This window comes from Enterobacter sp. 148H3, assembly GCF_034107425.1.
GTDB lineage: Bacteria > Pseudomonadota > Gammaproteobacteria > Enterobacterales > Enterobacteriaceae > Enterobacter > Enterobacter vonholyi.
Genome location: NZ_JAWNEI010000004.1, coordinates 165,042 through 183,546, shown reverse-complemented (window position 1 = coordinate 183,546; position 18,505 = coordinate 165,042). Strand labels below are relative to the sequence as shown.

At 58.3% G+C, this 18,505-nt stretch carries 20 protein-coding genes and 1 riboswitch; of the genes, 12 read left to right on the top strand and 8 right to left on the bottom strand.

Features of this window, described 5'->3' with window-relative positions; all coding sequences use genetic code 11:
- Nucleotides 1-11: 11 nt before the first annotated feature.
- Together USH94_RS07520 and bioA are read right to left on the bottom strand one after the other, a co-directional pair.
- Nucleotides 12-488 carry a kinase inhibitor gene (locus USH94_RS07520; RefSeq protein ID WP_063143124.1) on the bottom strand — a complete coding sequence of 159 codons (477 nt, stop codon included), beginning with the start codon at nucleotides 486-488 and terminating at the stop codon, nucleotides 12-14.
- Nucleotides 489-536: 48 nt separating this feature from the next.
- Nucleotides 537-1,826, bottom strand: a complete 1,290-nt coding sequence (gene bioA / locus USH94_RS07515) for an adenosylmethionine--8-amino-7-oxononanoate transaminase (RefSeq protein ID WP_414146654.1) — start codon at nucleotides 1,824-1,826, stop codon at nucleotides 537-539.
- 86 nt (nucleotides 1,827-1,912) lie between these two features.
- Here bioA and bioB point away from each other — a divergent pair, with 86 nt between their 5' ends.
- Genes bioB through bioD form a run of 4 tightly spaced genes read left to right on the top strand, consistent with a single transcriptional unit; the run spans nucleotide 1,913 to nucleotide 5,540 of the window.
- On the top strand, nucleotides 1,913-2,953 hold the full coding sequence (gene bioB / locus USH94_RS07510) for a biotin synthase BioB (RefSeq protein WP_111963811.1): 1,041 nt from the start codon (nucleotides 1,913-1,915) through the stop codon (nucleotides 2,951-2,953).
- Nucleotides 2,950-4,107 (top strand): 8-amino-7-oxononanoate synthase, encoded by a 1,158-nt coding sequence (gene bioF / locus USH94_RS07505; RefSeq protein ID WP_111963812.1) that lies wholly within the window; start codon nucleotides 2,950-2,952, stop codon nucleotides 4,105-4,107. The genes bioB and bioF overlap by 4 nt, the downstream gene beginning before the upstream one ends.
- A complete protein-coding gene (bioC, locus tag USH94_RS07500; RefSeq protein ID WP_111963813.1) occupies nucleotides 4,091-4,846 on the top strand; it encodes a malonyl-ACP O-methyltransferase BioC in 756 nt (251 codons plus the stop codon). Before bioF ends, bioC begins: the two co-directional genes overlap by 17 nt.
- Nucleotides 4,839-5,540: a dethiobiotin synthase gene (bioD, locus tag USH94_RS07495; RefSeq protein WP_111963814.1), complete on the top strand. Its 702-nt coding sequence runs from the start codon at nucleotides 4,839-4,841 to the stop codon at nucleotides 5,538-5,540. The genes bioC and bioD overlap by 8 nt, the downstream gene beginning before the upstream one ends.
- Here the strand turns inward: bioD and USH94_RS07490 are convergent.
- On the bottom strand, nucleotides 5,503-6,225 hold the full coding sequence (locus USH94_RS07490) for an ABC transporter ATP-binding protein (protein WP_111963815.1): 723 nt from the start codon (nucleotides 6,223-6,225) through the stop codon (nucleotides 5,503-5,505). The genes bioD and USH94_RS07490 overlap by 38 nt on opposite strands.
- Before the next feature lie 752 nt (nucleotides 6,226-6,977).
- Here USH94_RS07490 and uvrB point away from each other — a divergent pair.
- Nucleotides 6,978-8,993, top strand: coding sequence for an excinuclease ABC subunit UvrB (gene uvrB, locus USH94_RS07485; protein ID WP_008501138.1), 2,016 nt, complete (start codon nucleotides 6,978-6,980; stop codon nucleotides 8,991-8,993).
- A 92-nt stretch (nucleotides 8,994-9,085) separates the two neighbouring features.
- On the opposite strand, the gene yvcK is transcribed toward uvrB, so the two are convergent.
- Nucleotides 9,086-9,994, bottom strand: coding sequence for a uridine diphosphate-N-acetylglucosamine-binding protein YvcK (yvcK, locus tag USH94_RS07480; protein ID WP_111963816.1), 909 nt, complete (start codon nucleotides 9,992-9,994; stop codon nucleotides 9,086-9,088).
- Between the two features lie 225 nt (nucleotides 9,995-10,219).
- A riboswitch (molybdenum cofactor riboswitch) is annotated at nucleotides 10,220-10,353 on the top strand.
- On the opposite strand from yvcK, the gene moaA reads away from it, so the two are divergent.
- From moaA to USH94_RS07450, 6 genes are all read left to right on the top strand, one after another.
- The gene (gene moaA / locus USH94_RS07475; RefSeq protein ID WP_111963817.1) at nucleotides 10,341-11,330 is read left to right on the top strand and encodes a GTP 3',8-cyclase MoaA; all 990 of its coding nucleotides are present in this window, start codon (nucleotides 10,341-10,343) and stop codon (nucleotides 11,328-11,330) included. It overlaps the preceding riboswitch by 13 nt.
- 24 nt (nucleotides 11,331-11,354) lie before the next feature.
- Nucleotides 11,355-11,867, top strand: a complete 513-nt coding sequence (gene moaB, locus USH94_RS07470) for a molybdenum cofactor biosynthesis protein B (RefSeq protein ID WP_111963818.1) — start codon at nucleotides 11,355-11,357, stop codon at nucleotides 11,865-11,867.
- A 3-nt stretch (nucleotides 11,868-11,870) separates the two neighbouring features.
- Nucleotides 11,871-12,356 carry a cyclic pyranopterin monophosphate synthase MoaC gene (gene moaC, locus USH94_RS07465; RefSeq protein ID WP_111963819.1) on the top strand — a complete coding sequence of 162 codons (486 nt, stop codon included), beginning with the start codon at nucleotides 11,871-11,873 and terminating at the stop codon, nucleotides 12,354-12,356.
- The gene (moaD, locus tag USH94_RS07460; protein WP_111963820.1) at nucleotides 12,349-12,594 is read left to right on the top strand and encodes a molybdopterin synthase sulfur carrier subunit; all 246 of its coding nucleotides are present in this window, start codon (nucleotides 12,349-12,351) and stop codon (nucleotides 12,592-12,594) included. Before moaC ends, moaD begins: the two co-directional genes overlap by 8 nt.
- 1 nt (nucleotide 12,595) lies before the next feature.
- Nucleotides 12,596-13,048 (top strand): molybdopterin synthase catalytic subunit MoaE, encoded by a 453-nt coding sequence (gene moaE, locus USH94_RS07455; protein WP_111963821.1) that lies wholly within the window; start codon nucleotides 12,596-12,598, stop codon nucleotides 13,046-13,048.
- A gap of 64 nt (nucleotides 13,049-13,112) precedes the next feature.
- On the top strand, nucleotides 13,113-13,820 hold the full coding sequence (locus USH94_RS07450; RefSeq protein WP_008501145.1) for a Bax inhibitor-1 family protein: 708 nt from the start codon (nucleotides 13,113-13,115) through the stop codon (nucleotides 13,818-13,820).
- 105 nt (nucleotides 13,821-13,925) lie between these two features.
- On the opposite strand, the gene USH94_RS07445 is transcribed toward USH94_RS07450, so the two are convergent.
- The 3 genes from USH94_RS07445 to USH94_RS07435 are packed head-to-tail and all read right to left on the bottom strand — an operon-like array spanning nucleotide 13,926 to nucleotide 16,884.
- Nucleotides 13,926-14,888, bottom strand: a complete 963-nt coding sequence (locus USH94_RS07445; protein ID WP_111963822.1) for a lysylphosphatidylglycerol synthase transmembrane domain-containing protein — start codon at nucleotides 14,886-14,888, stop codon at nucleotides 13,926-13,928.
- Nucleotides 14,888-16,126 (bottom strand): cardiolipin synthase ClsB, encoded by a 1,239-nt coding sequence (clsB, locus tag USH94_RS07440; RefSeq protein ID WP_111963823.1) that lies wholly within the window; start codon nucleotides 16,124-16,126, stop codon nucleotides 14,888-14,890. The genes USH94_RS07445 and clsB overlap by 1 nt, the downstream gene beginning before the upstream one ends.
- The gene (locus tag USH94_RS07435) at nucleotides 16,123-16,884 is read right to left on the bottom strand and encodes an endonuclease/exonuclease/phosphatase family protein (protein ID WP_111963824.1); all 762 of its coding nucleotides are present in this window, start codon (nucleotides 16,882-16,884) and stop codon (nucleotides 16,123-16,125) included. The genes clsB and USH94_RS07435 overlap by 4 nt, the downstream gene beginning before the upstream one ends.
- A gap of 133 nt (nucleotides 16,885-17,017) precedes the next feature.
- Here USH94_RS07435 and USH94_RS07430 point away from each other — a divergent pair, with 133 nt between their 5' ends.
- Complete coding sequence (locus tag USH94_RS07430; RefSeq protein WP_014883088.1) at nucleotides 17,018-17,428, top strand: YbhQ family protein; 411 nt, start codon at nucleotides 17,018-17,020, stop codon at nucleotides 17,426-17,428.
- On the opposite strand, the gene USH94_RS07425 is transcribed toward USH94_RS07430, so the two are convergent.
- Nucleotides 17,390-18,496 carry an ABC transporter permease gene (locus tag USH94_RS07425; RefSeq protein WP_039261395.1) on the bottom strand — a complete coding sequence of 369 codons (1,107 nt, stop codon included), beginning with the start codon at nucleotides 18,494-18,496 and terminating at the stop codon, nucleotides 17,390-17,392. The genes USH94_RS07430 and USH94_RS07425 overlap by 39 nt on opposite strands.
- Nucleotides 18,497-18,505 lie beyond the last annotated feature (9 nt).

Below are 18,505 nucleotides of genomic sequence, written 5' to 3'. Positions count from 1 at the left end.
CCCGGCTTTTTTCAGGAATACATCGCCGTAATCGACGCGCTCCCCAGCGAATGGAAATGCACGTTAAACCCGACCATTGCGCCGCTCGCGCCTTCATCGACCTCAATCTTGTCCACATCCAGCGCGTGCACCGTGAAGATATAGCGGTGAGTTTCCCCTTTTGGTGGCGCCGCGCCGCCGTAGCCCGCTTTACCAAAATCGGTGCGCGTCTGAATGGCACCTTCAGGCAGGGCAACCAGGTCTGAACCGGAACCCTGCGGCAGGACGCGCGTGTCGGCAGGGAGGTTCGCCACAATCCAGTGCCACCATCCGGAACCGGTTGGCGCATCCGGGTCGTAGCAGGTCACGACAAAGCTTTTGGTGCCTGCCGGAACCTCGTCCCACGCCAGGTGCGGGGAGATGTTATCGCCCTGATACCCCATGCCGTTGAAAACGTGCCGTTCCGGGAGTTTTTCGCCGTCGCGCAGATCTTTACTGATGATTTTCATACGGTTTACCCTCGTTGATCGCTCGTTCAGCAAGTGTAATGCATTGGGTTAAATCATGAAATGCGCGGGAATGTTAACGGCTGTTACAACCGCGTCGGTTAATTTTCGAAGCTGCTCTGGCGTGATGCTGTACGGCGGCATCAGATAGATAAGCTTGCCGAAAGGCCGCACCCACACGCCCTGGTCCACAAAGAAGCGCTGCAGCGCCGCCATATTCACCGGATGGGTGGTTTCAATCACCCCGATGGCGCCCAGCACGCGCACGTCCGCCACGAAATTCGCGCCCGAGGCGGCGCTCAGCTCCGTTTTCAGCTGCGCCTCAATCGCCGCAACCTGCGTCTGCCACTCGCCGCTCTCCAGAATCGCAAGGCTTTCACTCGCCACGGCGCAGGCCAGCGGGTTACCCATAAACGTCGGGCCGTGCATAAAGCAGCCGGCTTCGCCGTCGCTGATGGTGTCGGCCACCTGGCGGGTCGTGAGCGTGGCGGAGAGCGTCATGGTGCCGCCCGTCAGCGCTTTACCCAGACACAGAATATCCGGCGCAATGCCCGCATGTTCGCAGGCAAACAGCTTGCCGGTGCGGCCAAAGCCGGTGGCGATCTCATCGGCAATCAGCAGAATGCCCTCGCGGTCGCACATCCTGCGAATACGCCTCAGCCATTCCGGGTGGTACATCCTCATTCCGCCCGCGCCTTGCACAATAGGCTCAAGGATCACGGCGGCAATCTCATGACGATGCGCCGCCATCAGCCGCGCGAAGCCGACCATGTCCATCTCGTTCCACTCGCCGTCGAAGCGGCTCTGCGGCGCAGGGGCAAACAGGTTTTCCGGCAGATACCCCTTCCACAGGCTGTGCATGGAGTTGTCCGGATCGCAAACCGACATCGCTCCGAAGGTATCCCCGTGATAGCCGTTGCGGAAGGTGAGGAACCGCTGGCGCGTTTCGCCTCTGGCGTGCCAGTACTGCAGCGCCATTTTCATCGCCACTTCCACCGCCACGGAGCCGGAATCTGCCAGGAATACGCACTCCAGCGATTCAGGCGTCATCGCCACCAGACGACGGCATAAATCCACCGCGGGCTGATGGGTGATCCCGCCAAACATCACGTGCGACATCTGGTCAATCTGGGCCTTCATCGCCGCATTCAGGCGCGGGTGGTTGTACCCGTGAATCGCCGCCCACCACGAAGACATGCCGTCAACGAGCCGCTCGCCGCTGGCGAGGTGCAGCTCGCAGCCGTGGGCGGAGGCTACCGGATAGACGGGAAGGGGGCGGGTGGTGGAGGTGTAAGGGTGCCAGATATGCTGCTTGTCGAAGGCGAGATCGTCCTGGGTCATAATCGACTTGTAAACCATTTTGAAAAGTTTTAGGTTTACGAGTATAAACCGAACCGAAAATTAACAAAACCCTTTGGAGAAGCCCGATGGCTCACCACGCACGCTGGACGATGTCGCAAGTTACTGAATTATTCAACAAACCTTTCCTTGAGCTGATGTTCGAAGCCCAACAGGTGCATCGTCAGCATTTCGATCCTCGCCATGTTCAGGTCAGCACGCTGCTGTCGATCAAGACCGGCGCCTGCCCCGAAGACTGCAAATATTGCCCGCAGAGCGCGCGCTACAAAACCGGCCTGGAGTCAGAGCGCCTGATGGAGGTCGAACAGGTCCTTGACTCCGCGCGCAAGGCGAAAAACGCCGGCTCGACCCGCTTCTGCATGGGCGCGGCGTGGAAGAACCCGCACGATCGCGACATGCCGTATCTGGAGCAGATGGTGAAGGGCGTGAAGGAGATGGGTCTCGAAGCCTGCATGACCCTGGGTACGCTCAACGAGGAGCAGGCGCAGCGCCTCTCGGCGGCGGGGCTGGATTACTACAACCACAACCTCGACACCTCGCCGGAATTTTACGGCAACATCATCACCACGCGTACCTACCAGGAGCGTCTGGATACGCTGGATAAAGTGCGTGACGCGGGGATTAAGGTCTGCTCCGGCGGCATCGTGGGCTTAGGAGAAACCGTGAAAGACCGCGCGGGCCTGCTGCTGCAGCTGGCGAACCTGCCGACCCCGCCGGAAAGCGTGCCGATCAACATGCTGGTGAAGGTCAAGGGCACGCCGCTGGCGGACAACGACGACGTGGATGCGTTTGATTTTATCCGTACCATCGCGGTGGCGCGTATCATGATGCCAACGTCTTACGTTCGCCTCTCAGCGGGTCGCGAGCAGATGAACGAGCAGACCCAGGCGATGTGCTTTATGGCCGGAGCCAACTCCATCTTCTACGGCTGCAAGCTGCTGACCACGCCGAACCCGGAAGAGGATAAAGACGTTCAGCTGTTCCGCAAGCTGGGGTTGAACCCGCATCAGACCGAAGTGCTGACGGGCGATAACGAGCAACAGCAGCAGCTGGAGCAGCAGATTTTCAACGCCGACACCGAACAGTTCTACAACGCGGCAGCCGTATGACCTGGCAGGCACGTATCAACTCTGCGCTCGACGACCGTCGGGCGGCAGAGGCATTTCGCGTTCGCAGGGTGGTGGAAAACGGCGCGGGCCGTTTTCTTACCCGCGAGGGGCGGCAGTTTTGTAATTTCTCAAGCAACGATTATCTCGGGCTGAGCCAGCATCCGGCCATCATCCGCGCCTGGCAGCAGGGCGCGGAGCGATTTGGCGTGGGCAGCGGCGGATCGGGGCACGTCAGCGGGTACACTACGGCGCATCATGCGCTGGAAGAGGAGCTTGCCGACTGGCTGGGCTACCCGCGCGCGCTGCTGTTTATCTCCGGCTTTGCCGCCAATCAGGCGATTATTACCGCCCTGATGGAAAAAGAGGACCGCATTGTCGCCGACCGCCTGAGCCACGCCTCGCTGCTGGAGGCTGCAAATTTAAGCCCGGCTCAGCTGCGGCGTTTTGCCCATAACGATGCGGGACAGCTCGCAGCGCTGCTGGATAAACCCTGCGAAGGACAACAGCTGGCTGTCACCGAAGGAGTGTTCAGCATGGACGGCGACAGCGCGCCGCTTGCCGCGCTGCACGAGGCCGCAAAGCGACAGAATGCCTGGCTGCTGGTGGACGATGCCCACGGCACTGGCGTGATGGGCGACGAAGGGCGCGGAAGCGCGTATCAGCAAAACGTGAAGCCTGAACTGCTGATTGTCACCTTTGGCAAGGGCTTTGGCGTTAGCGGCGCCGCCGTGCTGTGCAGCGAATCCGTCGCAGACTATCTGCTGCAGTTTGCCCGGCATTTGATTTACAGCACCAGCATGCCCCCGGCGCAGGCCGTTGCGCTGTCTGCGTCGCTGGCTGTGATACGCAGCGCGGAAGGGGATGAACGTCGCCAGCGGCTGGCAGAGCATGTTGCCCGCTTCCGTCAGGGATTAGCGGCGCTGCCCTTCCACAGCCCCGATTCGCAGAGCGCTATCCAGCCGGTGATTGTCGGAGAAAACGGCCGCGCGCTGGCGCTGGCACAGGCGCTGCGCCAGCGCGGCATGTGGGTTACCGCCATCCGACCGCCAACCGTCCCACCCGGCACGGCGCGTCTGCGCTTAACCCTGACGGCGGCGCATGAACGACAGGATATCCAGACGTTGCTGGAGGCGCTCCATGATGCCGGTGAATAAGCAGGCCATCGCGGCGGCATTTGGCCGCGCCGCGCAGAGCTATTCGCAGCATGATGAGCTGCAGCGTCTGAGCGCGCAGGGGCTTCTGGCCGCGCTTGGCGAGAACCGTTTTCCACAGGTGCTGGACGCCGGCTGTGGTCCCGGCAGCAACAGCCGCTACTGGCGCGGGGCGGGAAGCCAGGTGACGGCTATCGATCTTTCAGCCCAGATGCTTGAAGAGGCGCGCCAGCAGCAGGCGGCGCATCGCTATCTGCTGGCCGATATCGAGGCGATCCCGCTGGCGGACGCGCAGTTTGATCTGGTCTGGAGCCATCTGGCGGTTCAGTGGTGCAGCAGCCTGCCGCAGGCCTTGCGCGAGCTTTATCGCGTCGCGCGACCGGGCGGGAAGGTGGCGTTTACCACCTTGCTGGAAAGTTCGCTGCCGGAGCTGAATCAGGCCTGGCAGGCAGTCGATGAACAGCCGCACGCTAACCGCTTTTTATCACATGAGCAGGTGACGCAGGCGCTGGCAGGCTGGCGCTCACGCAGCGTGGTGCAGACCATCACGCTCAATTTTAGCGATGCGTTCAGCGCCATGCGTTCGCTGAAGGGCATAGGCGCCACGCACCTGCATACCGGACGCGAGAAAAAACCGCTCACCCGCGGTCAGCTGCAGCGCCTTGAGCTGGCCTGGCCGCAGCAGCGGGGGCAATTCCCGCTCTCCTATCAACTTTTTCATGGGATTATCGAACGTGACTGAACGTTATTTTGTCACCGGCACGGACACAGAAGTGGGTAAAACGGTGGCCAGCTCGGCGCTGCTGCAGGCGGCACGGCTGCTCGGGAAAAACACCGCCGGATATAAGCCAGTGGCGTCCGGCAGCGAGATGACGGCGGAAGGGTTACGCAACACCGACGCGCTGGCGCTCCAGCGTAACAGCACCCTTGAACTCGCCTATTCCGCGGTGAATCCGTACACTTTTGCCGAGCCGACCTCGCCGCACATTATCAGCGCCGATGAAGGTCGTCCTATTGATTTCGCCGTGCTGTCCGCCGGATTGCGGACGCTGGATAATCAGGCCGACTGGGTGCTGGTTGAAGGGGCTGGCGGCTGGTTTACGCCGCTTTCGGACACGCAGACGTTTGCCGACTGGGTGAAGTCCGAGCAGCTTCCGGTCATTCTGGTCGTCGGCGTCAAGCTGGGCTGCATCAATCACGCCATGTTGACCGCGCAGGCCGTACAGCAGGCCGGACTGCGTCTGGCGGGCTGGATAGCCAACGACGTTGTTGCGCCGGGTAAACGCCATCAGGAGTATCTGGCGACGCTCAGGCGCGTCCTTCCCGCGCCGTGCCTCGGGGAGATCCCCTGGCTTGCTGACGGCGCGGAAAATATCGAAACCGGGCGTTATCTCGATCTCAGCGTCTTGCTTCCCGCGACATCCAGTGCGCGATAAGCTCGTCATCCAGTTCGTTAACGTGGCCCTGCGCCACGTTACGCCCGCGATAGAGCATACAGAAACGGTCAGCCACCCGGCGGATAAACGACAGCTGCTGCTCCGCTAACAGCACCGTCATACCTAACTCCCGATTTAAGCGCACCAGAAGCTGCCCCAGCTTCTGGGCGAAGCTGTGTCCTGCGCCGTGCAGGGGCTCATCGAGGATCAGCAGGGGAGGACGGTTCACCAGCGCATTAGCCAGCGCCAGCTGATACTGGTCGTCCGGAGAGAGCGTGTTGGCACGGGTCTGTCGCACCCCATAGAGCGCCGGAAACAGGTCGTAAACGTCATTTTTTGCGTTCGGGTTAGGTTTCCCCGTCGCGCGCATGGCGATATGCAGGTTCTCCTCAATCGTTAGCTGGGAGAAGATCCGCCTGTCCTGCGAGACATAGCCAATTTCCGGCCCGGAACGCTGTTCTGGCGGCGGGTTTAGCAAATCACGCGGCGGCGCGCCCGCCTCATACCAGATGATGCTGCCGCTTTCGACAGGCACCTTCCCGGCGATGCAATTCATTAGGGTGGTTTTCCCCATGCCCGGCAGGCCAACGACGCCTGTACACATCCCTTGCGGAAAATCTAAATCCACATTCCATAGCGTATGTTGACTTCCGTAAAACTGATTCACAGCACGCAGACTCAACATCTTTCTCTCCTTAAAAATGTGTGTAGGTGAGGCTCGCTGTTGATTCTGCAAAACCCCTGCCATAAAGCGGAAAGTGATTAAAAAAGCGACTTTTTTAGGAATAAGTCACCGGAAAGCGGTTTATAAAAAACCGGATTGCACATTGACGGTGCCGCCGGTGATGAGTTGTGGTGCAGAACCCGAAATGATGAAAATGTGAGCAAGATCCCATCGGTTGGTTATGAATGACGCAACTGTTAATCAGCAAAAAATAGCTATAAAAATTTTTTGTCGCCGTCTCGTGGGAAAATCCGGGAATTTGCAGAGCGCCAGTCTGTATGGGCTGGAAGCAGTTATCCACTATTCCTGTGGATAACCATGTGCATTAGAGTTAGAAAACACGCGATAAGCGAGAGAAGACGCGGCTTTCGCCCAAATTGACGCGAAACGCGGCTTTAGAAAATATCGTTTATTTTTTAATTGCTTAAATAAAAGCAATTCCCGTCATGAAAGTGTCACCCCTTGCCACAAAACTATCATTACCTGGCTTGACAAATGTTAAAAAAGAAAAAGTTCTGGGGATAACCTGACCTGACTGGTGTTTTATGTTGCCACTGTCCAAATTTTGGCCGCTATCGCGCTAATCATTCAGGCGCTATGATAAATATCCTGACATGCCACTGGTTTTTCATCCAGTGTTTTTTACTGGCATTCCTGGCAACAAGGAGTAAAATTACACACCTGCCGCTTATAACGTCATCAGGTTGTCGCCCATGAGTAAACCGTTCAAATTGAATTCTGCTTTCCGTCCATCAGGCGATCAGCCTGAGGCGATCCGTCGTCTGGAAGAGGGGCTGGAAGATGGGCTGGCGCACCAGACGCTGCTGGGGGTAACCGGCTCGGGTAAAACGTTCACCATCGCCAACGTGATTGCGGATCTCCAGCGCCCAACGATGGTGCTGGCACCCAATAAAACCCTGGCGGCGCAGCTATACGGCGAAATGAAAGAGTTCTTCCCGGAAAACGCGGTGGAGTATTTCGTCTCCTACTACGATTACTACCAGCCTGAAGCCTATGTGCCGAGCTCTGACACCTTCATCGAGAAGGATGCCTCGGTGAACGAACACATCGAGCAGATGCGACTGTCGGCCACAAAGGCGCTTCTTGAGCGTCGTGATGTGGTGGTCGTCGCCTCGGTTTCCGCGATCTACGGTCTTGGCGATCCGGATCTCTATCTCAAGATGATGCTGCACCTGACGCAGGGGATGATCATCGACCAGCGTGCGATTTTGCGTCGTCTGGCGGAGCTGCAGTACACCCGCAACGATCAGGCCTTCCAGCGCGGCACCTTCCGCGTGCGCGGCGAAGTGATCGACATCTTCCCGGCAGAATCGGACGATATGGCGCTGCGCGTCGAGCTGTTTGACGAGGAGGTCGAGCGCCTGTCGCTCTTCGACCCGCTGACCGGACACGTTGAGTCAGTGATCCAGCGCTTCACTATCTACCCGAAAACGCACTACGTGACGCCGCGCGAGCGTATCGTACAGGCGATGGAAGAGATCAAAGTGGAGCTGGCGGAACGCCGTAAGGTTCTGCTGGCGAACAATAAGCTGCTCGAAGAGCAGCGCCTGAGCCAGCGTACCCAGTTTGATCTTGAGATGATGAACGAGCTGGGCTACTGCTCCGGCATCGAAAACTACTCGCGCTTCCTCTCCGGGCGCGGGCCCGGCGAGCCGCCGCCGACGCTGTTTGATTACCTTCCGGCCGACGGTTTGCTGGTGATCGACGAATCCCACGTCACGATCCCGCAGATCGGCGGGATGTACCGCGGCGACCGGGCGCGTAAAGAGACGCTGGTGGAGTACGGTTTCCGCCTGCCGTCAGCGCTGGATAACCGTCCGATGAAGTTTGAAGAATTTGAGGCGCTGGCGCCGCAAACCATCTACGTCTCGGCCACGCCGGGCAACTACGAGCTGGAAAAATCCGGCGATGAAGTGGTGGACCAGGTGGTGCGTCCGACTGGATTGCTGGACCCGATTATCGAGGTGCGTCCGGTGGCGACGCAGGTGGACGACCTGCTCTCTGAGATCCGCGCCCGTTCCGCCATTAACGAGCGCGTGCTGGTGACCACGCTCACCAAGCGTATGGCGGAAGACCTCACCGAGTATCTCGAAGAGCACGGCGAGAAGGTGCGTTATCTGCATTCGGATATCGACACCGTGGAGCGCATGGAGATTATCCGCGATCTGCGTCTGGGCGAGTTTGACGTGCTGGTGGGGATCAACCTGCTGCGAGAAGGTCTGGACATGCCGGAAGTCTCGCTGGTGGCGATTCTGGATGCGGACAAAGAGGGTTTCCTGCGTTCCGAGCGTTCGCTGATCCAGACTATTGGCCGCGCCGCGCGTAACGTCAACGGTAAAGCGATTCTGTACGGTGACAAAATTACCCCGTCGATGGCGAAAGCGATTGGCGAGACGGAACGACGCCGCGAGAAACAGCAGCGCTACAACGAAGAACACGGCATTACGCCGCAGGGGCTGAACAAGAAGGTGGTGGATATTCTGGCGCTGGGTCAGAACATTGCCAAAACCAAAGCGAAAGGCCGCGGCAAGGCGCGTTCAGTGGTGGAAGAAGATACCGTCGTGCTGACGCCGAAAGCGCTGCAGCAGAAAATCCACGAGCTGGAAGGGCAGATGATGCAGCACGCGCAGAACCTGGAGTTCGAAGAGGCGGCGCAGATCCGCGACCAGCTTCATCAGCTGCGGGATCTGTTTATCGCGGCATCATAGGTTAGTTTTGCCCGGTGGCGCTGCGCTTACCGGGCCTGCGGGATTCGCGCCTTTTGTCGCTCCGCTAAGCGCAGCGCCACCGGGATTTTTTGTCAGCCCAGCGCCTGAATCGCCTTCTCCAGCGCCTCGCGCAGCAGATGGCGGTCATGGCGATACTTGATGTCTGAGGCCTCCAGCGGCTCCTGAATCACCACACGATCGCCGATGCCGGACACATCTACCTTCGGCCCAACCACCACGCCGTCAATGATCTTCTTACCGACGTAATGCTCCATCAAATTGAGTTTATCCGCCAGCGACAGGCTTGCGGCTGCCGGGCTCAGCTCTCGCCCGAGGTTACCGATGTAAACCATTGGCGCTGGGGTGCGGCGCAGCGCCTGCGCCAGCTCTTTCACCAGCAGAATGGGCATCAGGCTGGTGTAAAAACTTCCCGGACCGATCAGGATAAGATCCGCTTCCCCGATGGCCTCCACCGCTTCTCGCGTGGCGGGCACGCTCGGATAGGTCATCAACTCCGCTGGCGGCAGGATGAGCTGGTCGATATTCACCTCGCCGTAAACTTCATGCCCTTCGGCGTCGATTGCCATCAAGTCAACCGGTTGTTCAGACATGGGGATCAGGAATGCGTCCACTTTCAGCAGATTACGGATCAAGTTGATGGCTTCCAGAGGCCGTACGCTCAGGTGATCCAATGCCTTTAACATCAGATTTCCGAGGTTATGCCCGGAAAGTTCGCCATTTCCGCCAAAACGGTACTCGAACATCGCCGATGCGACGCTCGGCTCGGTAATTAACTGGTTCAGGCAGTTGCGCATATCTCCCCAGGCAATGCCGCCTTCGGCACGACGAATGCGCCCGGTTGAGCCGCCGTTATCGGTGGTAGTCACTATCCCTGTCAGCCTTGAGCCGAGCGACGACAAAGAGGACATAACCCGGCCTAAGCCGTGTCCTCCGCCAAGAGCGACCACTCGGTCAAGATCCGCAAAAGTGCGATTGCGCATACGTATTCCTTATCACGTTCGATCGCGTAACAGTAACCTAACTACCCCTAAAAGACGATGCCTCACCCGATACAAAATGACGTATATCAATGTGAAAATGCGGTTTTTAGGTATTCTGTAGCGAAAATGCAGGATTGATTCGCTATATACATAATTATATAGCGAAAAGCGACAATGGCGCCGTGAGAATTTCCGCGCTACTATCGCCCTAACCACGTTTTCAAAAATGAAAACATACACTCTAGCCCTTGTGCCTGTGTCGAAAGATATGGCGCTCTGGCCGTGGCGAATTTGCCACCAGGGTACAGAAAGAAATGACTGTGCCTCCCGATCTGGAAAGGTGTACATGGCTTCACAACTTACTGATGCTTTCGCGCGTAAGTTTTATTACTTACGTCTGTCGATTACCGATGTGTGCAACTTCCGTTGCACTTACTGCCTGCCCGACGGCTATAAACCGGGCAGCGTTACCAATAACGGCTTTCTCTCCGTGGATGAAGTGCGTCGCGTCACGCGCGCCTTCTCTGAGCTCGGCACCGAAAAAGTTCGCCTTACCGGCGGTGAACCCTCGCTGCGCCGCGATTTCCCCGACATCATTGCCGCCGTGCGTGAAAACGAACGTATCCGCCAGATTGCGGTGACCACCAACGGTTACCGTATGGCGCGCGACGTGGCCACCTGGCGCGATGCGGGCCTAACCGCCATTAACGTCAGCGTGGACAGTCTGGATGCCCGTCAGTTCCACGCCATCACCGGCCAGGATAAATTCCAGCAGGTCATGGACGGTATCGATGCGGCATTTGCGGCCGGCTTCGAAAAAGTCAAAGTCAACACGGTGCTGATGCGTGATGTAAACCATCACCAGCTCGATACTTTCCTGGCGTGGATCCAATCCCGTCCCATTCAACTGCGTTTTATTGAGCTAATGGAAACCGGCGAGGGCAGCGAGCTGTTTCGCCGCCATCACATCTCCGGCATGGTGCTGCGCGACGAGCTGCTGAAACGCGGCTGGATCCACCAGATCCGCCAGCGCAGCGACGGTCCGGCGCAGGTCTTCTGCCATCCTGATTACGAAGGCGAAATTGGGCTTATCATGCCTTACGAGAAAGACTTCTGTGCCAGCTGCAACCGCCTGCGCGTCTCCTCCGTGGGCAAGCTCCATCTCTGCCTGTTCGGCGACGGCGGCGTGGACCTTCGCGATCTGCTTGAAGACGATGCGCAGCAGGACGCGCTTGAAGCACGCATTTCTGAAGCGCTGACGCATAAAAAACAGACCCACTTCCTGCATCAGGGCAATACCGGTATTACTCAGAACCTGTCCTACATCGGCGGGTAATCAGGCTTAAGAAGGAATCAGAAGATGAGTCAGGTAAGCGCAGAATTTATCCCGACACGCATTGCTATTCTTACCGTTTCCGACCGCCGTGGCGAAGAGGATGATACCTCCGGCCACTGGCTGCGCGATGCGGCCCATGACGCGGGGCATAGCATCGTTGATAAAGCGATCGTGAAGGAGAACCGCTACGCCATTCGCGCGCAGGTCTCTCAGTGGATCGCCAGCGATGAAGTTCAGGTGGTGCTGATCACCGGCGGCACCGGCTTTACCGCAGGCGATCAGGCCCCCGAAGCGCTAATCCCGCTGTTCGACCGCGAGGTGGAAGGCTTCGGTGAAGTGTTCCGCATGCTCTCCTTTGAAGAGATTGGTACCTCCACGCTTCAGTCGCGCGCCGTTGCCGGGGTGGCTAACAAAACCCTGATTTTCGCCATGCCGGGCTCGACCAAAGCCTGCCGCACCGCGTGGGAAAACATCATCGCCCCGCAGCTGGATGCCCGTACCCGTCCGTGTAATTTCCATCCCCATTTAAAGAAATAAGCTATGTCACAACTGACCCACATTAACGCCGCCGGTGAAGCGCATATGGTTGACGTCTCCGCCAAAGCCGAAACGGTGCGCGAGGCGCGCGCAGAAGCGTTCGTCACTATGTTGCCGGAAACCCTGACGATGATTATCGACGGCAGCCATCACAAAGGTGATGTCTTTGCCACCGCGCGCATCGCGGGAATTCAGGCCGCGAAACGCACCTGGGATCTCATTCCGCTGTGCCATCCGCTGATGCTGAGCAAGGTGGAAGTGAACCTGCAGGCGCAGCCGGAGCATAATCGCGTGCGCATTGAGTCACTCTGCCGCTTAACCGGTAAAACCGGCGTGGAGATGGAGGCGCTGACGGCGGCCTCCGTTGCCGCGCTGACCATCTACGACATGTGCAAAGCGGTGCAGAAAGATATGGTGATTGGCCCGGTGCGTCTGCTGGCGAAAAGCGGCGGCAAATCCGGTGATTTTAAGGTGGACAGCCATGATTAAAGTGCTCTTTTTTGCGCAGGTGCGCGAGCTGGTGAATACCGATAGCCTGACGCTGGATGCGTCTTTTGATAACGTCGCTGCCCTGCGCGCGCATCTGGCGGCACAAAGCGACCGCTGGGCGCTGGCGCTCGACGAAGGCAAGCTGCTGGCCGCCGTTAACCAGACGCTGGTGGAATTCACCCATCCGCTGAACGCAGGGGATGAAGTGGCCTTCTTCCCGCCGGTGACAGGGGGCTAAGATGGCTGAAACCCGAATTCTGGTGAGTCATGAGCGTTTTAACGTCGGGACCGAATACGGCTGGCTGGCGGAACGCGATGAAGACGGCGCGGTCGTGACCTTTACCGGCAAGGTGCGCAACCACAACCTCGGCGACAGCGTGAAGGCACTGACGCTGGAGCACTATCCGGGGATGACCGAGAAATCGCTGGCGGAGATTGTCGACGAGGCGCGAGGCCGCTGGCCGCTCGGGCGAGTCACGGTTATTCACCGCATCGGCGAGATGTGGCCCGGCGAGGAGATTGTCTTCGTCGGCGTTACCAGCGCCCACCGAGGCAGCGCGTTTGCGGCAGGGGAGTTCATTATGGATTTCCTCAAAACCAAAGCTCCATTCTGGAAGCGCGAAGCCACGCCGGAAGGGGATCGCTGGGTAGAATCTCGCGACAGCGATAAGCAGGCCGCCAGCCGTTGGTAGTTGGTTTACGTGGATGTGTTACTCTTAACGAGTGTGTCTACTTAATCTTAATCAGGAGTGAATCATGGACCGATTTCCGCGTTCCGATTCAATAGTACAGCAGACCCGTAGCGGCCTGCAGACGTATATGGCTCAGGTGTATGGCTGGATGACTGTTGGCCTGCTGCTTACCGCGTTTATCGCGTGGTATGCAGCGAACACGCCGGAGCTGATGATGTTTATCTTCTCCAGCAAAATCACCTTCTTTGGGCTGATTATCGCGCAGCTGGCGCTGGTGTTTGTGCTTTCTGGTCTGGTGCACAAGCTGAGTGCCGGCATGGCAACGACCCTGTTTATGCTCTATTCGGCGCTAACGGGCCTGACGCTTTCCAGCATTTTCATCGTTTACACCTATTCATCCATCGCCAGCACCTTCGTGGTGACCGGCGGGATGTTTGGTGCGATGAGCCTGTACGGTTACACCACGAAGCGCGATCTGAGCGGCTTCGGCAGCATGCTGTTTATGGGGCTGATCGGGATTGTGCTGGCGTCGCTGGTGAACCTGTGGCTGAAGAGCGACGCGCTGATGTGGGCTGTGACCTATATCGGGGTGGTGCTCTTCGTGGGGTTAACGGCCTATGACACCCAGAAGCTGAAAAACATCGGTGAGCAGATCGACGTGCGCGACAGTTCCAACCTGCGCAAATACTCGATTCTGGGCGCACTGACGCTCTATCTGGACTTCATCAACCTGTTCCTGATGCTGCTGCGAATTCTTGGCAACCGTCGTTAAGATTGCTTTGCCGGGTGGCGGTGCTGTCTGGTGCCCTCACCCTGACCCTCTCCCACGGGAGAGGGAACAAACACTAAAAACGGCAACAAGGTTGCCGTTTTGCTTTTATTTCGCCAGCGCCTTCTCGTTCTTCGCCCGTAACTTCTTCGCCCGGCTCTCCAGCACCAGATAGCAGACCGTTGCCAGCGCCAGCGGCAGGAAGTAATACAGCATCCGGTACGCCAGCAGGGCCGCGATAATCGTGCCCTGAGAGACATGCTCCCCAGCTAGCAGGGCAATAAACACCGCTTCCAGCACGCCGATCCCCGCCGGAATATGCACAATCACCCCGGCAATGCTGCTCACCAGCAGCACGCCCAGCACGAAGAAGTAGTTCACGTCCTCGCCGATTAGCAGCCAGATAATGGCCCCCATCGCCATCCAGTTGGCGCTGGAGACCGCCATCTGCAGCACCGCAAACTTCCACGAGGGCAGCACCAGCTTTTGCCCCTTGATGGTCATATGGCGGCGTTTAGCAAACGCGCAGGCCCACAGATAAACGGCGATAATCAGCAGGAGTACGATGCCCAGAATGCGCAGCGTGGCCTCATCGATATACCAGTGCGCGGGTAGCTGCACCACGCCGATGGTGAAGATCACCCCGCCGAGCAGAATATAGCCCAGCCAGTTGGTGGTGATGCTTAACGAGAAAATGCGCGTGATGGTCCCGCCCGGCAGGCCGAGCCGCGAGTAGAGGCGATAGCGCATGCCAATCCCCCCGACCCAGGTGCTCAGCGTCAGGTTAAAGGCGTAGCAGATAAACGACACCAGCATCACCTGACGTTTGGCCAGCTTGTGGCCGCAGTAGGCGCGACCCAGCAGGTCATAGCAGCCGTACATCAGGTAGCTTACGATAACCAGCCCCGTCGCGCCCAGCAGCACCATCCGGTTATAGTTGCGGATAACCTTCCACACCTCTTCCCAGTCAACTTTCTGCGCGTAGACCACCAGCAGAACCGCGACCGCAATAAAAAACAGCCATGTCAGGATCTTTTTTGCCAGCCGCCAGCGTGGATGCGATTTCGACATCAGGGTTTGCCTCCGTCTTCCGCTTCTATGCGGTCCTGGGTTTCCATTTCGGGTTGTACCGGCGGGTCCACCTGCGCCAGCTTCGGCGTATGCGCCGGCAGCCAGCCGACCATCGCCGGGAAATGCCGCAGAAAGTGGAACACCACCACGCTGATGCCCAGGTTCCACCAGGTGCGTTTGGGAACCATGGACTCATCCACACGCACGCAGTCATTGACGATTAGCGCCTGCAGGTTATCCCGCAGGGTCTGATTAAACTGACGATCGTGAATGATCAGGTTGGCTTCAAGATTCAGCGACAGGCTCAGCGGATCGAGGTTACTGGAGCCCACGGTGGCCCAGTGATCGTCCATCAGCGCGACTTTGCCGTGCAGCGGCCGACGGCGGTATTCGTAGATCTGTACGCCGCCCTTCACCAGATAGTTATAAAGCAGCCGCGCCCCGACTTTGACGATCGGCATATCCGGTTCGCCCTGCACAATCAGCTTCACGCGTACCCCGCGCCTGGCCGCATTGCGCATGGCGTGCAGCAGGCGATAGCCGGGGAAAAAGTAGGCGTTAGCAATAATCACTTCGCGCTTCGCGTTGGCGAGCATCTTGAGATAATGACGTTCGATATCGTCCCGGTGCTCGCCGTTATCACGCCAGACGAAAAGGGCCTGCGCTTCGCCGGGCTTTCGGTTCTCTTCCGGGCGATGACGTCGTCGCCACCAGCGGCGAACGGCCTCTTTCCCCGGCAGGTTCTCCAGCTCAAACAGCAAAATGTCCTGCACTACCGGGCCTTCAATGCGAATGGCGTAATCCTGCTTCGCTTCCGGGCCGTAGTCGGACATATGCTCCGCGGAGTAGTTAATGCCGCCGACAAACGCCACCGTCTCATCCACCACCACAATTTTGCGGTGCATCCTGCGGAAAAGGTTGGTCCGCATGCCGAAAAGGCGAGGGCCGGGATCGTAGTAGCGGAACACCACCCCCGCGGTGGTCAGTTCGTTGACGAACGCATCGCTGAGGTCCGGCGAGCCATAGCCATCCAGCAGCACTTCAATTTTGACGCCGCGCTGGGCGGCGCGCAGCAGCACGCTGTGCAGCTGCTTGCCGACGTTGTCTTCGAACCAGATAAAGGTTTCGAGGATCACCTTCTGCTGAGCGTTATCAATCGCCTTAAACACGGCCGGGTAATACTCGTCCCCGTTGACCAGCAGCGTGATCCGGTTGCCTTCCTGCCAGGAACATTTCATAGGTGGATCTCCGCGCTGAGCGGCGCATGGTCGGAAAGATGCCGCCAGTTGAGTAGCGCCAGGGCGGTTGGGCTGCTGGCGTGGGCATTTTTCACATAGATGCGGTCAAGCCGCAGCAGCGGGAAACGGACCGGAAACGTGCGCGCAGGCCTGCCGTTGGCGCGCGTAAAAATCTCCTCCAGTCCGGCCTCCACCTTCAGCGGATGGTTTGCCCGCTGTCGCCAGTCGTTGAAGTCGCCCGCGACCACCACCGGTTCACCTTCGGGAAGCGCATTGGTCCATTCGGCCAGCATTTTCAGCTGCGCCTGACGATGGGCTTCGCGCAGGCCAAGATGAACACAGCCCACGTGGATGGGCAGCTCAAGGTCGGGCGGGGTAATGCGGCAGTAGAGCAGGCCGCGTTTTTCGCTCTCCCCGACGGAAACGTCGCGGTTTTCATAATGTTCAATGGGATAACGCGACAGCACCGCGTTGCCGTGATGCCCTTCCGGATAGACCGCGTTGCGGCCGTAGGCGTAATCACTCCACATGGTGTCGGCCAGAAATTCATAGTGCGGCGTGTCGGGCCAGTTCTCAAAGTGAAGCGGATGCACTTCATGTGCGCCCATCACCTCCTGCAGGCAGACAATATCCGCGCTGACGGTGCGCACCGCGTCGCGCAGCTCCGGTAAAATGAAGCGGCGGTTAAATGCTGTGAAGCCCTTATGAATGTTTATCGTCAGCACCTTAAGCGAGAAATGCTGCATTTTTTTCGTCATAAGCTCCTTCCTGAGTGACTATCCCAATGAAAATAAAGTGTAGTCGGCGTCACAAAAAGATGCGGCGTTACGGAATTTTCCGTAAAGTGCGGTAGTCTGATTAAGCAGAGAAAAATCCTTCAGGAGAGAAGCCATGAAGTGGCAACAACGTGTTCGTGTCGCAACTGGCCTGAGTTGCTGGCAGATAATGTTGCATTTACTGGTCGTGGCCGTACTGGTGATGGGCTGGATGAGCGGCACGCTGGTGCGCGTTGGCCTGGGGCTATGCGTCCTTTACGGCGTCACCGTGCTATCGATGCTGTTCTTACAGCGACACCATGAAGCGCGCTGGCGCGAGGTGGGTGACGTGCTCGAAGAGCTCACCACCACCTGGTACTTTGGTGCGGCGATGATTGTTCTGTGGCTGCTGTCACGCGTGCTGCAAAACAACCTGCTGCTGGCCCTGGCGGGTCTGGCAATCCTCGCAGGGCCCGCGGTGGTCTCGTTGCTGACCAAAGAGAAAAAGCTACGCAATGTTGCGTCTAAACATCGCGTACGCCACTGAGCCCGTCGTGGCCGCGATGACCAGTAGCGGCCACAAACTTCCCCAGACGATATCCAGACTCGCATCCTTCAGATAGATTTGCTTGGTGATGTCCGTAAAGTGTCGAATCGGATTTACCCACGTCAGATCCTGTAGCCATACCGGCATGTTCTCGACGGGAGAAACATAGCCCGAGAGCAAAATCGCGGGCATCATAAAGACGAATACCCCGATAAACGCCTGCTGCTGCGTCGAGCAGAGCGCCGAGATCAGCAGCCCAAACCCCACCAGCGACAGCCCGTAAATCACCATCGTGAAGTAAAACAGCGCCAGCGAACCTGCGAACGGGATCTGATAGGCCCAAATACCAACTCCCAGCACGATGGTGGCCTGGAACGTCGCGACGATCAGCGCCGGCACCGCTTTGCCGACGAAAATTTGCCAGGTGGCGAGCGGGGAGACCAGCAGCTGATCCAGCGTGCCCTGTTCACGCTCGCGGGCGACGGAGAGAGAGGTCACAATCATTACCCCGATGGTGGTGATCATGGCGATCAGCGACGGCACCACGAACCACTTGTAGTCCAGATTCGGGTTATACCAGTTGCGCACCACCAGCTCGCTGTTGTTGGGCTTCGGTTTGCCGTCCATCAGCTCCTGCTGGTAATCCTTCACCACCTGCTGCAGATAGTTGGCGGCTATCTGGGCGCTGTTGGAGTTACGCCCGTCGAGGATCAGCTGCATCGGCGCAGTCTGGAAGGTATCCAGATTACGGGAAAAATCCGCCGGGAACCGCACCAGCAGCAGCGCTTTTTGCGTGTCGATGGTGGGCTGGATCTCCTGCGGGCTTTTCAGCAGCAGGATGTGGGTAAAGGCTTTCGCACGCGCAAAGCGCTGCGTTAGCTCGACGGAGTGTTTGCCGTTGTCTTCGTTGTAAATGGCAATGGTGGCGTTGGTCACCTCCAGCGTGGCGGCAAACGGGAACAGTAATACCTGGATCAGCACCGGCAACACCAGAATGGCGCGGGTTTGCGGCTCGCGCAGCAGGGATTGCAGCTCTTTGCGTATTAACGTCCATAAACGGTGAAACATGCGCACTCC

Coding starts and splice junctions, on each gene's coding strand:
- yvcK (WP_111963816.1), bottom strand. CDS start 9,994: ATGCGCAATCGCACTTTTGCGGATCTTGACCGAGTGGTCGCTCTTGGC.
- USH94_RS07425 (WP_039261395.1), bottom strand. CDS start 18,496: ATGTTTCACCGTTTATGGACGTTAATACGCAAAGAGCTGCAATCCCTG.
- moaB (WP_111963818.1), top strand. CDS start 11,355: ATGAGTCAGGTAAGCGCAGAATTTATCCCGACACGCATTGCTATTCTT.
- bioB (WP_111963811.1), top strand. CDS start 1,913: ATGGCTCACCACGCACGCTGGACGATGTCGCAAGTTACTGAATTATTC.
- moaC (WP_111963819.1), top strand. CDS start 11,871: ATGTCACAACTGACCCACATTAACGCCGCCGGTGAAGCGCATATGGTT.
- bioA (WP_414146654.1), bottom strand. CDS start 1,826: ATGACCCAGGACGATCTCGCCTTCGACAAGCAGCATATCTGGCACCCT.
- moaE (WP_111963821.1), top strand. CDS start 12,596: ATGGCTGAAACCCGAATTCTGGTGAGTCATGAGCGTTTTAACGTCGGG.
- clsB (WP_111963823.1), bottom strand. CDS start 16,126: ATGAAATGTTCCTGGCAGGAAGGCAACCGGATCACGCTGCTGGTCAAC.
- bioC (WP_111963813.1), top strand. CDS start 4,091: ATGATGCCGGTGAATAAGCAGGCCATCGCGGCGGCATTTGGCCGCGCC.
- USH94_RS07430 (WP_014883088.1), top strand. CDS start 17,018: ATGAAGTGGCAACAACGTGTTCGTGTCGCAACTGGCCTGAGTTGCTGG.
- USH94_RS07520 (WP_063143124.1), bottom strand. CDS start 488: ATGAAAATCATCAGTAAAGATCTGCGCGACGGCGAAAAACTCCCGGAA.
- USH94_RS07435 (WP_111963824.1), bottom strand. CDS start 16,884: ATGACGAAAAAAATGCAGCATTTCTCGCTTAAGGTGCTGACGATAAAC.
- uvrB (WP_008501138.1), top strand. CDS start 6,978: ATGAGTAAACCGTTCAAATTGAATTCTGCTTTCCGTCCATCAGGCGAT.
- bioF (WP_111963812.1), top strand. CDS start 2,950: ATGACCTGGCAGGCACGTATCAACTCTGCGCTCGACGACCGTCGGGCG.
- USH94_RS07445 (WP_111963822.1), bottom strand. CDS start 14,888: ATGTCGAAATCGCATCCACGCTGGCGGCTGGCAAAAAAGATCCTGACA.
- moaA (WP_111963817.1), top strand. CDS start 10,341: ATGGCTTCACAACTTACTGATGCTTTCGCGCGTAAGTTTTATTACTTA.
- moaD (WP_111963820.1), top strand. CDS start 12,349: ATGATTAAAGTGCTCTTTTTTGCGCAGGTGCGCGAGCTGGTGAATACC.
- USH94_RS07490 (WP_111963815.1), bottom strand. CDS start 6,225: ATGTTGAGTCTGCGTGCTGTGAATCAGTTTTACGGAAGTCAACATACG.
- USH94_RS07450 (WP_008501145.1), top strand. CDS start 13,113: ATGGACCGATTTCCGCGTTCCGATTCAATAGTACAGCAGACCCGTAGC.